The sequence below is a fragment of the Rheinheimera sp. F8 genome (assembly GCF_001518915.1).
The window spans coordinates 2,218,784-2,233,904 of record NZ_CP013656.1 but is presented as its reverse complement, the minus strand read 5'-3'; the positions used below and the strand labels follow the sequence as shown (position 1 = coordinate 2,233,904).

The 15,121-nt window shown below is 49.8% G+C and carries 18 protein-coding genes; 2 read left to right on the top strand and 16 right to left on the bottom strand.

Annotated elements, in window-relative coordinates; genetic code table 11:
• Window positions 1-8 precede the first annotated feature (8 nt).
• From ATY27_RS09965 to dusA, 4 genes are all read right to left on the bottom strand, one after another.
• Window positions 9-434 (bottom strand): copper chaperone PCu(A)C, encoded by a 426-nt coding sequence (locus tag ATY27_RS09965; RefSeq protein ID WP_208930526.1) that lies wholly within the window; start codon window positions 432-434, stop codon window positions 9-11.
• A gap of 53 nt (window positions 435-487) precedes the next feature.
• The gene (locus tag ATY27_RS09960) at window positions 488-694 is read right to left on the bottom strand and encodes a PspC domain-containing protein (RefSeq protein WP_208930525.1); all 207 of its coding nucleotides are present in this window, start codon (window positions 692-694) and stop codon (window positions 488-490) included.
• A 336-nt stretch (window positions 695-1,030) separates the two neighbouring features.
• Window positions 1,031-1,294, bottom strand: a complete 264-nt coding sequence (locus ATY27_RS09955) for a hypothetical protein (RefSeq protein WP_208930524.1) — start codon at window positions 1,292-1,294, stop codon at window positions 1,031-1,033.
• A gap of 181 nt (window positions 1,295-1,475) precedes the next feature.
• Entirely contained in the window at window positions 1,476-2,435 is a 960-nt protein-coding gene (dusA, locus tag ATY27_RS09950; protein ID WP_279614572.1) for a tRNA dihydrouridine(20/20a) synthase DusA, read from the bottom strand.
• Window positions 2,436-2,559: 124 nt separating this feature from the next.
• Between dusA and ATY27_RS09945 the strand changes: the two genes are divergently transcribed.
• A complete protein-coding gene (locus ATY27_RS09945) occupies window positions 2,560-2,994 on the top strand; it encodes a transcriptional repressor (RefSeq protein WP_208933361.1) in 435 nt (144 codons plus the stop codon).
• A 184-nt stretch (window positions 2,995-3,178) separates the two neighbouring features.
• On the top strand, window positions 3,179-3,655 hold the full coding sequence (locus tag ATY27_RS09940) for a chemotaxis protein CheX (RefSeq protein WP_031568563.1): 477 nt from the start codon (window positions 3,179-3,181) through the stop codon (window positions 3,653-3,655).
• A 65-nt stretch (window positions 3,656-3,720) separates the two neighbouring features.
• Here ATY27_RS09940 and alr read toward each other — a convergent pair whose 3' ends face one another.
• From alr to ATY27_RS09880, 12 genes are all read right to left on the bottom strand, one after another.
• Window positions 3,721-4,800 (bottom strand): alanine racemase, encoded by a 1,080-nt coding sequence (gene alr, locus ATY27_RS09935; RefSeq protein ID WP_208933360.1) that lies wholly within the window; start codon window positions 4,798-4,800, stop codon window positions 3,721-3,723.
• Window positions 4,800-6,188, bottom strand: a complete 1,389-nt coding sequence (gene dnaB, locus ATY27_RS09930) for a replicative DNA helicase (protein WP_208933359.1) — start codon at window positions 6,186-6,188, stop codon at window positions 4,800-4,802. The genes alr and dnaB overlap by 1 nt, the downstream gene beginning before the upstream one ends.
• A gap of 258 nt (window positions 6,189-6,446) precedes the next feature.
• Window positions 6,447-6,899 (bottom strand): 50S ribosomal protein L9, encoded by a 453-nt coding sequence (gene rplI / locus ATY27_RS09925; protein ID WP_208933358.1) that lies wholly within the window; start codon window positions 6,897-6,899, stop codon window positions 6,447-6,449.
• Between the two features lie 32 nt (window positions 6,900-6,931).
• Window positions 6,932-7,159, bottom strand: a complete 228-nt coding sequence (rpsR, locus tag ATY27_RS09920) for a 30S ribosomal protein S18 (protein ID WP_031568572.1) — start codon at window positions 7,157-7,159, stop codon at window positions 6,932-6,934.
• Window positions 7,160-7,169: 10 nt separating this feature from the next.
• Window positions 7,170-7,472 (bottom strand): primosomal replication protein N, encoded by a 303-nt coding sequence (gene priB / locus ATY27_RS09915; protein WP_208933357.1) that lies wholly within the window; start codon window positions 7,470-7,472, stop codon window positions 7,170-7,172.
• A 4-nt stretch (window positions 7,473-7,476) separates the two neighbouring features.
• Complete coding sequence (gene rpsF, locus ATY27_RS09910; protein WP_208933356.1) at window positions 7,477-7,854, bottom strand: 30S ribosomal protein S6; 378 nt, start codon at window positions 7,852-7,854, stop codon at window positions 7,477-7,479.
• A gap of 162 nt (window positions 7,855-8,016) precedes the next feature.
• Window positions 8,017-8,757, bottom strand: coding sequence for a 23S rRNA (guanosine(2251)-2'-O)-methyltransferase RlmB (gene rlmB / locus ATY27_RS09905; protein ID WP_208933355.1), 741 nt, complete (start codon window positions 8,755-8,757; stop codon window positions 8,017-8,019).
• A gap of 127 nt (window positions 8,758-8,884) precedes the next feature.
• Window positions 8,885-11,266: a ribonuclease R gene (gene rnr, locus ATY27_RS09900; RefSeq protein ID WP_208933354.1), complete on the bottom strand. Its 2,382-nt coding sequence runs from the start codon at window positions 11,264-11,266 to the stop codon at window positions 8,885-8,887.
• Window positions 11,267-11,418: 152 nt separating this feature from the next.
• Entirely contained in the window at window positions 11,419-11,958 is a 540-nt protein-coding gene (locus tag ATY27_RS09895; protein WP_244151429.1) for a flagellar protein MotX, read from the bottom strand.
• 248 nt (window positions 11,959-12,206) lie between these two features.
• The gene (locus ATY27_RS09890; RefSeq protein WP_208933353.1) at window positions 12,207-13,505 is read right to left on the bottom strand and encodes an adenylosuccinate synthase; all 1,299 of its coding nucleotides are present in this window, start codon (window positions 13,503-13,505) and stop codon (window positions 12,207-12,209) included.
• A 140-nt stretch (window positions 13,506-13,645) separates the two neighbouring features.
• A complete protein-coding gene (locus tag ATY27_RS09885; protein ID WP_208933352.1) occupies window positions 13,646-13,840 on the bottom strand; it encodes a DUF2065 domain-containing protein in 195 nt (64 codons plus the stop codon).
• Window positions 13,837-15,009, bottom strand: coding sequence for an aminotransferase class V-fold PLP-dependent enzyme (locus tag ATY27_RS09880; protein ID WP_208933351.1), 1,173 nt, complete (start codon window positions 15,007-15,009; stop codon window positions 13,837-13,839). Before ATY27_RS09880 ends, ATY27_RS09885 begins: the two co-directional genes overlap by 4 nt.
• Window positions 15,010-15,121 lie beyond the last annotated feature (112 nt).

Here is a 15,121-nt window from a genome sequence, read left to right as displayed (position 1 = left end):
TCTGGTTCCTACTGTTTGGGGATCCGAGTCACGTTTGCACTGACCGATTGCATAGTTCCATCCGACCAACGTAATTGTAGCGGGACTTGCTGACCAAGCTGAATCGGCTGGGTCGGGCCAAATAGCATCAAATGCAAACCACCGGGCTGCAAGTGCACACTTTGGCCAGGCGCTACCGCAATTTTATCGACTTCAACCATTTGCATCATCCCGTCCATCATCTGGTGCGCATGAAGTTCAACCGAATCATGCAGTGGGCTGGTCACAGCCAGCAACGCAATGGCATCAGTGCCGGTATTTCTGATTGAAAAATATCCGGCGCTTAATGTTTTACCCGGCAGTGGCTGGCGTACTGTTGCATTGCTGATCTCAATCTGTGCAGCCAGAACGTTCAGGGTAAAACTACTTAAAATAATCATAATGAGTTGACGCATCAAAGGCTCCTGCGAATGTCATCGCAACATCTTACACAGGAGCCGGCAATTTGTCAGACAACATAACGGCTTGGCAATATTAATGCTGCAGCAAGGTATGCCACAAACATCACGCCTGGCAGAGTCAAAAATGCCAGCACGGCGATACAGCGGATCAACGTTGCATTATGACCATAAGCTCGGGCCAACCCACTGCACACCCCTGCAATCTTGCGATCGGCTTTATTACAATACCAGCGATTTTCATGGCGAGTTCTCATCGCAGTCTCCTGATTGTTAAGATTCACAGAAAGACAATCAAATGATGTGCCAACTATTTTTACCATAAAAATCATATAGATAAGTTGAGCTCTAGCTACTGCAGATAACAATGAAAGGAAAAAAGCTAAAAATAGGCTGTGAATGCTAAAAAGTGATTATTTTGACTAACGGTCAACAACAAGGTAAAAAAAACCCGGTACTGCTAAGACCGGGTTGCGGGAGGGATATCTGAGGGCGGCAATAACCATAACCAAAGTTTTGCCGTAATGAATATGCTGAACACAGGGAGCAAAAACATCCCAAGCAGCTGCGGAGACAGCGCCAGAATCACAACTTTACTCCACGACAGCGACAGTGTTACTGTCGAGGCCTGCAACAACATCCACTTGCACTGTTTCTGATTCATCAGTCACAGCTTCTGCCAGGCTTTCTGCCAGAGATTGTTTTAATTGTTCAGCAATATTGTGTTTCATCTCAGCAGCTTGCTCAGCAATTTGTGCTGTGGCGATTGCTGTCAGTTCACCGACCGGATCTGCATGTGCAATGCTATGGCTAAACAGGATGGTGGCGGCAAAAACGATTGATGTAATTGATTTCATGATAGTTTCCTCGTTGGTTAATTTCACTGACTACAAACAATGAATTACAATCCTTGTGCCAACTCAGAAAACTATTTTATCACATTGTTTTTTATATGTTTTTTTATAAAAGCCATTTAGACCGAAACGACGAAAGACATATAAAAAAACAAAAAGTGGTTAATTTAACCACTTTTTAGTATCACTCTGGAACTTTCGCTAATGCCGCAAGCATCACCTCAGGCCCACTTGTCGGCAAATGACCCGTTTCACTTAAATGGCGCCGCCACAGCCGGGCTCCCGGCACGCCCTGAAAGATCCCCAGCATATGCCGCGCAATATGCCAAAAACGCGCACCTTGCTGCATTTGGAGTTCGATATAAGGCAGCATTTCACGTACCAATTGATGTGGAGTCAGTACCGGCCGCGGATCACCATAGAGGGCATTGTCAATCTGTGCCAATAACAACGGATTGGTGTAAGCCTCCCGCCCAACCATGACCCCGTCCAGGTATTGCAAATGGGTCAGGCATTCTTCAACAGTCTTTACGCCGCCATTAATCGAGATATCCAGATCTGGAAACTGCTGTTTCAGCTGATACACCCGTGGATAATTCAGTGGCGGCACTTCGCGGTTCTCTTTTGGGCTCAGGCCCTGTAACCAGGCTTTACGCGCATGAATAATAAACTGCGAGCAGCCGGCTTCGCTGACAATGCCAACAAAATCAGTCAAAAACTGCATATCGTCGGAATCATCAATACCAATGCGGGTTTTCACTGTAACCGGGATATCCACCACAGCGCGCATTGCACTGACACATGCCGCGACTTGCGCTGGCTGGGCCATCAGACACGCGCCAAACATGCCATTTTGTACCCGATCGGACGGGCAACCAACATTGATATTAATCGCATCATAACCATGTTGCTGACACAACAGCGCAGACTTCGCCATCGCCTCCGGATCTGAACCACCGAGTTGCACCACAACCGGATGTTCTTCTTCGTTAAACGACAGATAGTCGCCCTGACCAAATAAAATAGCGCCGGTTGTAACCATTTCAGTATAGAGCACAGCATGGTGGCTTAATTTACGATGGAAATAACGGCAATGTTTATCAGTCCAATCGAGCATTGGTGCGACAGAAAATTTATGATTCAAGATGACCTCCAGCAAGGGTCGGCATTTTAACCTGAATCACTGAGTTTTGTGATGGGCACGCCGATTTATCCGATTTTAATCTGTGTTACACTCGTAAAAAATTATGAAGCAGGTACAGACAGACATGTCAGTTGAGAGCTTAGTGCTGCGCGCACAACGCATTTGTGATCAGAATGGTGCCAGATTCACGTCGATCCGGGAAAAGGTGTTCCGTTTGTTGGCAGGCACCCATAGCGGTGTCGGTGCCTACGAATTGCTGGAGCAACTGAAGCAAACAGAACCTGCTGCAAAACCTGCTACCATTTACCGTGCGCTGGAATTTTTGACGGAGCAAGGCTTTATCCACAAAATTGAGTCCAGCAACGCTTTTATGCTGTGTCACCATTTTGATCATCATCATCCTGCTCAATTATTGATCTGTCAGCAGTGTGGGCACGTAGAAGAATTGCATTCAAATGTACTTTTTAAAGAATTCAGTAGCTTAGCTGACGCGAAAGGATTCAAGATTCAGCAACAGACCATCGAAGCCAGAGGCTTATGTAAGAACTGTCAGAACTAGTGGTTTTTGTGTAAGGTAGCTGACTCGGCAGAGCAAACGGATTTATTTCGACAGATTTTTAATGGATTTCGCTACGAAACTATCTCAAAAACAAAGAGCTAGTCTTGTTTATTCTATAAAATCTGCCTAACCTTAACGTCAGGGTAAAAAGCCAGGTGACGAACCAAAGCAGCGGGTCTTTTCAATGAATGTCGAGTATGTGAATCCATTCTTATCGTCGTTAGTGAATGTGCTGAGCACCATGGCCAATACAACAATTGTGCCCGGGCAGCCCCGAATCAAAAAAGATGAAGTCGCACGTGGCGATGTGTCTGGTTTAATCGGCATGATTGGTCCCCAGACAAAAGGGTCGTTCTCAGTGAGTTTTGAAGAATCACTGGCACTGGAAATCATGAACCGGATGTTGGGTGAGAAGCCAAAAACCATCAATGAAGAAGTGACCGATATGGTGGGTGAAATCACCAATATGGTCACTGGTGGGGCAAAACGAATCCTGGGTGAAAAAGGCTATGAATTCAGTATGGCTACACCAGTAGTTGTGTCTGGGAAAGGCCATACAATCACCCACAAATGCGATGGTCCGAAAATTCTGATGCCATTTGACTCCGAGTTTGGCAAAGTGCATATCGAAGTCAGTTTCGATAATCAGGGCGGCGGCTAAAACAGCCCTCAGCAACTAATTAGAAAGGTCGGTGTTAATACCGGCCTTTTTATTTGCCCTAAATCTCAATCACCTACGTATCTGAATTGGACACGACTGGTAATATTGCACAGCAACTCGTACGGGATGGTTTGCACTTGTTCGGCAATTTCTTCCACAGGTAAATCTTCTCCCCAAAGTATCACTTGTGCACCATGGGGGATTTCGTCATCACCAATATCGACTGTGGTCATATCCATTGAAACGCGCCCAACTATCGGATAGCGTTTGCCGTTAATCAGGACCGGCGTGCCGCACGGCGCATTCCGTGGGTAGCCATCGCCATAACCAATAGCAACTACCGCCAGTCTTGTATCTTCAGGGGCTACCCAGCTGGCTCCGTAACCAACTGCATCACCTTGCCTGACCTGCCTGACTGCAATTACTGAACTGCTGAATGTCATAACCGGCCGCAGGCCGTGTGCTCCCGATCGCCCTTTCTCCATAGGCGATACCCCGTACAGTGCCAGACCAGGCCTTACCCAATCGCCATGGCTTTGCGGCCACCCCACCACCCCTGCTGAATTGGCAATACTCAACTCGCCAGCCGCATTGCCGATGGTCTGCCGGAATACCGCCAGTTGTCGTTGTGTAGCAGGATTGTCAGGTTCATCAGCACAGGAAAAATGCGTCATCAGCCGCATTGGCTGCAATACGTTTTTGCTTTGGCAAAGCTTATGATAAATCTCTTTAAAATCAGCGGGTTCAACCCCTAACCTGTGCATACCACTATCTACTTTTAACCAGACATGGATGGGCGATTCCAACTCCGCTTTAACCAGTGCCTCAACTTGTGCTGGGTGATGCACCACGACCTGCAGGTTCGAAGCAACAATCTGCGATAACTCGTCAGCGTGGAAAAAACCTTCCAGCAATACGATTGGTTTAACGATACCACCAGCGCGCAGCATTAAAGCTTCATCAATCCGCGCGACCCCAAAGGCATGGACATCTTTCAACTGAGCGGCAACCGCCAGCAAGCCATGGCCATAGGCGTTGGCTTTGAGCACTGCGAGGATCTTACTGTGCGGCGCCATATCGCGAATGCGTTCGACATTGTGTAATAAGGCGCTGGTATTGATTTGTGCAAGAGGTCTGCGACTCATCAGTACTCATCCTCAAAACGGGCGGTACCGGCGTAGTTGTCAAACCGGGAGTAACGGCCGTGGAAGGTCAGACGAACCCGGCCAATTGGACCGTTCCGCTGTTTACCGATAATGACTTCTGCGGTGCCTTTATCCGGGCTGTCGTCGTGATAAACCTCGTCACGATAAATAAACATGATGAGGTCGGCATCCTGCTCGATGGAGCCGGATTCACGGAGATCCGAGTTGACTGGGCGTTTATCAGCCCGTTGTTCCAGTGAGCGGTTCAGCTGCGACAGCGCAACCACAGGTACCTTTAATTCTTTCGCCAGTGCTTTTAAAGAGCGTGAGATTTCAGCAATCTCCAACGTACGGTTGTCCGACAAGCCTGGCACAGTCATCAATTGCAGGTAGTCCACCATGATCATAGACAGGCCACCATGCTCCCGTGCCACCCGGCGTGCACGGGAACGAACTTCCGTAGGCGTCAGGCCTGATGCATCGTCGATATACATTTTGCCTTTGCTGTTCAGCAGTTCAATCGCGGAAGATAAGCGTGCCCAGTCTTCATCATCCAGCTGACCAGTCCGCACTTTGGTCTGGTCAATGCGGCCCAGCGAGGCCAGCATCCGCATCATAATTTGTTCAGATGGCATCTCTAAACTGAAGATTAATACCGGTTTATCACTGCTTATCGCTGCATGTTCACAGAGATTCATTGCAAAAGTGGTTTTACCCATCGAAGGACGCGCGGCAACAATAATCAAATCCGACGGCTGCATTCCGTTGGTCATTTTGTCGAGGTCCATATAGCCAGTCGATACTCCCGTCAACCCGCCCGCGCTGGGGTTACGGAACAGCGCATCAATCTTATCGATGGTTTTCGCCAGTATACTGTTGATCGGCTCCGGACCTTCATTGGCGTCAGCGCGTTGTTCGGCAATTTTAAACACTTTGGTTTCGGCAAAATCCAACAACTCTGCACTGCTGCGGCCTTGTGGGTCATAACCGGCGTCGGCGATGTCATGCGCCACTGAAATCATGTCGCGCACGACGGCTCGTTCACGCACAATATCAGCGTAAGCCAGGATATTAGCCGCACTGGGCGTGTTTTTCGCGATTTCACCGATATAGGCAAAACCACCGATATCGTCGAGCTGTTGATTGCGCTCCAGCCATTCCGAAACAGTGATCAGGTCTATCGGCTGGTTCAGCTCGGCGATGGCGGTCATTGCTTTGAAGATATGCTTGTGGGAACGCAGGTAAAAATCCTGCTCTACAACCTTTTCGGACACTTTGTCCCAGGCATCATTATCCAGCATCAGACCGCCGAGCACAGATTGTTCGGCTTCAATAGAATGTGGCGGCATTTTTACCGCAGCGACTTGTTTATCTTTTATGTTTGCCATAACACCCAATAGCTTGAACTGAGCAGAACACCGGAGAGATCAGGCGTTGGTTTCCACGAAACTGCGGCAGCAACCAGACGCTGAAAATAAGAAGCCTAGCCTAGCATTTTTCATGGCACTGAGCAGCGGAAAATTTAGAAGACGGTAACCATCTGTCGCGAAAACAAACAAGGCGATAGATCTGGTGAAGAAATCAAAAGGAGAATGACAGCGGGGAGATACTGACACGGTAACAACGTTACCGTGTCAGTCAGAGGCTTATGCCTCAGCAACAACAACCAGTTTAACGGTTGCAGTAACTTCAGCATGCAGCTGCAGGTCGATGTCAAAAGAACCAACGTCACGCAGAGTACCGTTTGGCAGTTTAACTTCGGCTTTAGTAACAGCTACACCGGCTTCAGTGATCGCATCAGCGATGTCACGAGTACCGATAGAACCGAACAGTTTGCCTTCGTCACCAGCTTTAGCAGCGATAGTAACTTCGCCCAGCTCAGCAACTTTAGCAGCACGTTCTTGCGCAGCAACCAGGTTAGCAACCAGTTTGGCTTCTAACTCAGCACGGCGTGCTTCAAATTTTTCGATGTTAGCTTTGGTAGCTGGAACTGCTTTTCCTTGTGGGAATAAGAAGTTACGGGCATAACCAGATTTAACAACCACTTTGTCGCCTAAACCACCCAGGTTAGCAACTTTATCCAACAGAATGATATCCATTGTTTAATCCTCTCTGTATCGTTGAACCAGGCTTATGCGTGTGAATCGCTGTATGGCAGCAGAGCCAGGTAGCGGGCGCGTTTGATGGCGCGAGCTAATTGGCGCTGATACTTAGCGCTGGTACCAGTGATACGGCTAGGAACAATTTTGCCACTTTCAGTGACATAATTTTTTAAAGTAGCGGTATCTTTGTAGTCGATCTCTTGCACGCCTTCGGCAGAGAAACGGCAGAATTTACGGCGACGGAAATAACGGGCCATGAACTTTCTCCTAACTTAAAATTTCAATCTGTTGGGCATGGAGCACAAGCTTCGCCTGTCCGCTCCGGGTCTGATGCCGGTTTAAAAAGCCTTGCACCCTGACCACACTACCCTGCATCAAATTGTGACTTTGTCTGCTCAACTCGCCGGTTACCACCACATGAATGCGCAGGTAACTTGCTCTGTTGTATCCGGCTTCCAGTTGCATCGACTTGTGCTCAAGCACTAAGTACAGATGCGGGATGCCGGCAGGACTCTCGTTCCGGTCGGGCTGACGGCAAATGACGCCAGTAATGACCAGACAGTTGTCCATCAGATTACTCGTCGTTTGCTACCTGCTCTTCAGAGTCACGCGGAGCACGGTCACGACGTTCTTCACGTACTTTTGCCATTGGTGATGGCTCAGTGACAGCACCGTTTGTGCGCATGATCAGGTTACGCAGTACAGCATCGTTGTAGCGGAAGTTAGTTTCCAGTTCATCGATCACTGCTTGTGGCGCTTCTACGTTCAACAGAACATAGTGGGCTTTGTGCAGTTTTTCGATTGGGTAAGCCAGTTGACGGCGGCCCCAGTCTTCCAGACGGTGGATAGAACCGCCAGCTTCTTTGATAGCACCAGTGTAACGTTCGATCATACCTGGGACTTGTTCACTCTGATCAGGGTGAACCATAAACACGATTTCGTAATGACGCATGGTAGCTCCTTACGGTTAATTAGCCTCGGGTGAGCTCGACCAGACTCGCATAGAGGCAAGGAACATGGATGTGGGTCGAAGGTCGCGTATTCTACGGATCGATCGACCGAAATACAAGCAGTTAATCAGCTTTGACGTAATTCAGCCGGTCATGTTCCGCATTTAGCCGGTCGTGCGCTGACGCACGGCTTCATACAAGCAAATCCCGGTCGCAACGGACACGTTTAAGCTTGAAACTGCACCGAACATCGGGATTTTCACCAGTCCATCACACAACTCTTTTGTTAAACGCCGCAGGCCATCCCCTTCCGCGCCCATCGCCAGCGCCAACGGTCCGCTGAGACTGGCCTGATAAATAGTAGTCTCGGTTTCGCCGGCAGCACCCAATACCCAGACCCCTGCATCTTTTAATTCCCGGATCGTTCGGGCCAGGTTAGTCACGGCGATAAATGGCACCGCTTCAGCAGCGCCACAGGCGACTTTCCGAACCACTGCAGTGAGCTTCGCGGCCCGATCTTTTGGCGCTATCACCGCATGGACGCCCGCAGCATCTGCACTGCGTAAAATAGCGCCGAGGTTATGCGGGTCGGTAATACCATCCAGAATCAACAGGAACGGCTGCGCTTGAGTGTCGAGGATGCGTTTTAAGTCATTTTCGTCGCCGGCGTCAGACAAACGGGCTTTGGCGACGACACCCTGATGCTGCGCGCCGTCAACTTTTTCATCCAGTGTTTTACGCTGGCAGAACTGTACGGAGATGCCGGATTTACGTGCTTGCTGGATCAGCGGTGTCATCCGCTGATCTTCGCGGTCTTTTAACACAAACAGTTCCAGCACATCCTCTGGATGACGTTCCATAAAAGCGCTGACCGAGTGCAGGCCAAAAATAAAATCTGTGCTCATAAGAGTTCTCAAAATGCAACAGGCGCAAAAGCGCCTGTTGTGGTCGATAACCAAAGATGGTCAGGTGAATGGACGGCAGTGTAGCAAAAACTATTTGTTTTTTCAGCCTGCCGTCGTCTGCCCCGGCTTACTTACGCCGGCGTGGCGCTTTTGTTGCGCCGCCATCGGCTGTTTTCGCACCAGATTTGGCACGAGGCTTACTACCGCTACGACCAGCCTTGGTTTTGCCGGGGCGCTGAGTTGGATCTGCAACCGCGCGGCCTTTTTTCGTCGAATGGCCTTTACCCGCTTTACTATCCGTTGCCGGCGCTTTTTTTCCGCCACCTTTGGCACTTTGTACTGTGGTCACGACACCCAAATCGATTTTGCGCGCTTCGAGATTCACCGCCAGCACTTTGACTTCCAGCAAATCACCCATGCGATAACTTTGTTTACTGTGCTCGCCCATCAATACCTGGCGTTCAGTATCAAAATGATAATAATCGTTTGGCAACGACGTGACATGCACCAAGCCTTCAATATACAAATCAACCAAGCGGACAAACAAACCAAAGCTGGTCACAGTTGCAACCACGCCCTGGAAAGTGGCACCGAGGTGATCCTGCATATACTCGCATTTCAGCCAGTCGGACACTTCACGCGTCGCATCGTCGGCGCGGCGTTCGGTCATCGAACACTGTTCGCCGAGCGGCACCATTTGCTCATGGCTGTATCCACGGGCGCCGTTCACCGGCTCGCCTTGTTTATGCAGCACAGCTTTGATCGCGCGGTGCAGCAATAAGTCCGGGTACCGACGAATTGGCGAGGTGAAATGCGCATATGCTTCCAGCGCCAGACCGAAGTGGCCCTGATTATCCGGCTGATACACCGCCTGTTTCAGCGAACGCAGCAACGTCGTTTCAATCAGTTCTTTGTCCGGACGGTCACCAATTTTTGCCAACAGCTGCGTCAGTTCCAGCGGCGTTGGTTCGCTTGGTAAATCTGCGGTAATACCAAGCTCCAGCAAGAAGCGCTTAAAGTTAGCAAAACGATCGGCATCTGGCTGTTCATGTACGCGATACAGCGCCGGAGCTTCATTTTTTTCTACCAGTTTGGCTGCTGCGACGTTGGCCAGGATCATACATTCTTCGATGATCTTGTGCGCTTCGTTGCGGTGAATTGGCACTATCTGCTCAATCTTGCGGTGGCTGTTGAAAATAAACCGCGTCTCAACTGTTTCAAACTCTATCGCACCGCGACCGGCGCGAACTTTGGCCATTTGTTTATATAGCGAATTCAGATTGTCGATATTGGTGAGATTCTCTGCATACTGCTGGCGCAGTTCCGGGTCACCCTGCAAAATCGCATGGACTTTGTTGTAGGTCAGCCGGGCTTTGGAATGCATCACTGCTTCATAAAACCGGTAACTGCCGAGTTTGCCTTGTGCACTGATATGCATATCGGCGACAAAACACAGGCGGTCTACATGTGGGTTTAACGAACACAGGCCGTTTGACAACGCCTCCGGTAACATCGGAACCACGTGGTCCGGGAAATAGACCGAGTTGCCACGGTCCAACGCTTCACGGTCAAGCGCGGTATCCGGTTGCACATAAGCGGTGACGTCAGCGATCGCGACCCACAAGTGCCAACCACCGTCTTCCTTACGTTCACAATACACCGCATCGTCAAAGTCGCGCGCATCTTCGCCATCGATGGTGATGAGGCCAATATCGGTTAAATCGACACGTCCGGCTTTAGCCGCTGCCGGCACTTCGGCGCCAAACTGACTGACTTGCTGTTCTACAGCCTGAGAAAAGGTATGAGGGATGTTGTGATTACGGATCGCTACTTCGATTTCCATACCAGGCGCCATATGTTCACCCAGCACTTCGACAACTTTGCCAACGGCATTGATACGCTTCGATGGTCGGCTGGTCACTTCGGCCAACACAATTTGCCCATGGCGTGCGCCGTTTTCGTCACCGGCCGGGATCACGATATCCTGCGCAATACGCGGATCTTCAGGCACCACAACGGCCAAGGCAAAATCTTTGAAATAACGGCCGACAATTGGCTCTTTGCGCGGTTCCAGCACCCGGACAATCCGCGCTTCGACTTTATCTTTGCCCTTAATTTCACCGGCACTGGCCAGAACAACATCACCCGGTAGCAGACGCTGCATTTCAAAATTCGGGATATACCAGTCAGGTCCACCCAGCTCTCGTTTCAGAAAGCCAAAGCCTTCACGATGGCCCAGCACTGTGCCTTTCACCAGGTCCAGGTCGTCGACCAGACCATAGCGTTTGGTTTTGGTAAACAGCAACTGGCCATCACGCTCCATCGCGCGCAGCCGTTTTTTCAGTGCGAATAATGCTTCTTCATCGGTCAGGTTAAGTTCTGCCGCTAATTCGTCGAAGTAGGCAGGTTGTTGCCGCTGTTTGATGTGTTCGAGGATAAATTCCCGGCTTGGGATAGGGTTTTCATATTTTTCTTGCTCACGCGCAAGATGCGGATCTTTGATCGTCATGGAGACTCTTTCGTTGAATAACTGCGGCAAGTTTAACAGTCTGGCGCGGAATTTTCACTGAAACTGCAGAAATCTTCAGCAAACTGTCACAAAACCCCGGCAAACAGAGATGCATTCAGACGAAATGAGGTTATACGGTATCCTGAATGTGATCAGAGTGGTTTTACCGCTCTGGCAATTACGCTCTCAGGCATCCGAGCAGCAAGTCCTTTGAGTGCTTTATCGATGCGTGCGTGCATGTCCTTGTCAGCCGTAATTGAATGGTGTAACCAGCGATACACGGTTTCATAATCTGTCGGGCTGCCCTGGTCAGCCAGAAATAATTCCGCAAGACGTACCTGAGCACTCAGGTTGCCCATGGCACCGGCCTGATACAAATACTGTTGAGCCTTACCAAGGTCCTTTTGCACTAACTTGCCTTGCTGGTAATAGCGACCGACCTGTTCCAGTCCCTCTGGCAATCCCTGCAGCGCTGAAGCCAGCATCAGATCCCAGCCACGTTCAGCGTTTTTAGGCACACAAATACCAAACGCCAGCATGTCACCGAACAAAAACTGATAGGCCGGCAGCTTCATAATGTCTGCACGCGCTTCAATATCTTTGACCAATTGGCACTCATCCGCCTGCACACGCTTTAAATGGGTATTGCTGCGGATCATTTCCAGCAGTTCATCCTGCGTATAGATCTGCACGACCCCGAACTCCGTCAGGGCTTCCTGTGCCGTAGCAGGCGTTACAATCACAGCAACGGACAGAATCATTGCACGGCAAGACCAAACAAACTTTTTCAAAGCAGCCACCAGGTCAGAATAATGACGCTATGCACTCGCACAGCAACTCAGGCAAAAAGAATACAAAATTTGTGCCTGATTGAAAAATATAGCCAGAGGTTGTCGATCAAGGAACATAAAAAAACGCTGCCGGAGCAGCGTTTTTCTGATTACGCCTCGTACGGATGGCGTAGAACAATCGTCTGAACCCGATCCGGGCCGGTCGACACGATGTCGATTGGCACTTCGGTGATTTCTTCCAGACGTTTGACGTAGTTGCGCGCCGCTTGCGGCAAGGCATCCAGCGACTGCACACCAAAAGTGGATTCGGTCCAGCCAGGCATCGATTCATATACCGGTGTGACCAGTTCATAACCTTCAGCGGCCATTGGTGGTACTGTGGAAACTGAACCATCTGGCTGACGATAACCAACACAAATCTTCACTTCAGTCAGGCCATCCAGTACATCCAGTTTCGTCAAACAGAAACCTGAAATACTGTTCAGCTGCACTGCACGACGCACAGCAACAGCATCAAACCAGCCACAACGACGTTTACGGCCAGTAGTTGCGCCAAACTCGTGGCCTTTCACGCCGAGGTACTCGCCAATCTCACAATCCAGCTCAGTCGGGAATGGACCAGAACCCACACGTGTTGTGTACGCTTTCACGATACCGAGGACGTAGTCCAGGTAGCATGGGCCGAAACCGGCACCTGTCGCGACACCACCTGCAGTGGTATTAGAAGACGTGACATAAGGGTAAGTGCCATGGTCGATATCGAGCAGGGTTCCCTGCGCGCCTTCGAACATGATTTCTTTGCCAGCTTTACGGGCTTTATCCAGTAAATCAGTCACGTCAACAACCATCGACTTCAGCATATCTGCTAAAGCTAAAGCATTGTCCAGTGTGGTCTGATAATCGACCGCATCGACTTTGTAATATTGCGTCAGAGTGAAGTTATGCAGTTCCATCAGCGCTTTTAATTTCTCAGCAAACAGTTCTTTATTGAACAGATCACCGACGCGCAGACTACGACGAGCCACTTTATCTTCGTATGCAGGGCCAATACCACGGCCAGTCGTGCCAATTTTCTTGTCGCCACGCGCCTGTTCACGGGCGACGTCTAAAGCGACATGGAATGGCAGGATCAGCGGACAGGCTTCCGATAGCACCAGGCGCTCACGCACCGGCACACCGCGCTGTTCCAGCATGGTCATCTCTTTGAGCAACGCTTCCGGAGATAACACCACGCCGTTGCCAATCACACATTTTACGTTGTCACGTAAAATGCCTGATGGGATCAGGTGCAGTACGGTTTTTTCCCCGTCAATCACCAGAGTATGACCGGCATTATGACCGCCCTGGTAACGCACAACGAAACTCGCCTTGTCGGTTAATAAATCGACAATCTTACCTTTTCCTTCGTCACCCCATTGGGTGCCGAGCACTACAACGTTCTTGGCCATGGTTCCTGCATCATGGAAAAAAATTAGGCGGGGATTCTAGCAAATTCAAAGTCAAAGTTCAGCCGCAAGGGCAAAAAAAAACCAGCTTATATTTCAGCTGGTTGATTTCGCTTGGAATTAAAATGAGGACGTCTGGATTTCTATGGCACTAACAGCCACCATAACCAGCAAATACCGGCAAAAACCAGCACTAAACCAAGCTGACGTAAATTTTGTACCGGCTCTGCAGACAGTTTGCGTAAATAAGCCTGCCAGCGATTTGGGAACAACAACGGCCCAATACCTTCAACGACCAGTAATAAGGCCAGCGCCGGCCAAATCCAGTCTGTCGTCATGGCAATTCCTTTTTCAGGCAATCTAAATCAATATCTGCGGCCTGATGATACAGCGCAAAACCAAAGCGCAAGCGGTCACCGCGATAATCGGTTTCGATCCGGTGTTGCTTCAACAAGGCCGATAATTCCGCCACTGCGGCAGCATCTGGTCCGCGAAATGTGAAGAAATGCCCATGCACAGCTAAATCTTCAGCGAGTAAATGCGCCCGATTCAGCCAAGGATGTTGTAACGCATCGAGCACCTGCAAAAAAGTTTGCTGCAGTTGCTGCACATGATGGTGGATGGCACTGACGGTCAGACCGTCCGCGGCAAACAATTCCAACACCGCCTGCAGCCGGTATAACGCTGTCAGATCCATCGTTGCGCCGGCAAACTGATAACCGTCTGCAGCATATCCCACCTGCTGGCTTTTCACGCCAGCCAAGGCTCCAAACTCAGCAAACCAGCCGGTATAGACCGGCCTGAAAGCGTTGCTTTGCGGTACTAGCATAAAACAACAGCCCTCACCGCCCTGCGCATATTTATAAGCGCCAGCCAGATAAAAGACCCTGCCTTCCAACATAGACAGATCAGTCGGAAGCGCCATAAAGCCGTGATAGCCATCGATAGCGATTGTCGCCTGACACTGATGCTCTAACTGTGTTACTAAACCATTCAGATCAGCAACGACCAGGCCTGAGTTAAAAAATACCTGACTGAAAAAGACCAAATCCGGTTGCAGTGCTGTGGCCGCATCGACAAAACGCTGAGGAAAAGTAGCAAAAGGCTCAGTCGGCACTTTCACGACCTGTACCCTCTGGTCCTCCATTAACCGGTTTATCTGGCGGGAAAACGAATGAAATTCACTGTCAGTCGTCAACACTTTAAACCCGGCAGACCAGTCGAAGCAGCTGAGTAAACGAAATAACAGCTCATGTGTATTGGGAGCAAACACCAGCTGCTGCGGCTGTTTGATGTTCAATACATTGGCGATGAGCTGTTGCACCCGCGGGACTTTCTGACCAAACATCATGTCCCATTTATCATCGACCAACGCAGCGGTATCATCCCAATACTGCAGCATGGCGTCCCGCGTAACGTCGGGCCAATAGTGGTGGGAATGACAGGCATAATGCTGGGTATTCGGGTGAGCAGCGAGAAAACGCTGATAATATTTTTTGTAACTCATTCTTCACTCCGGCAGAGCTAAAATCACGGCGACAGCGCTACTCACAGCAAGACAGATTGACGCTATCCAACGTTAAAAAAAAGGCCCGCAAGCGGGCCTTTTCCGGCAATCA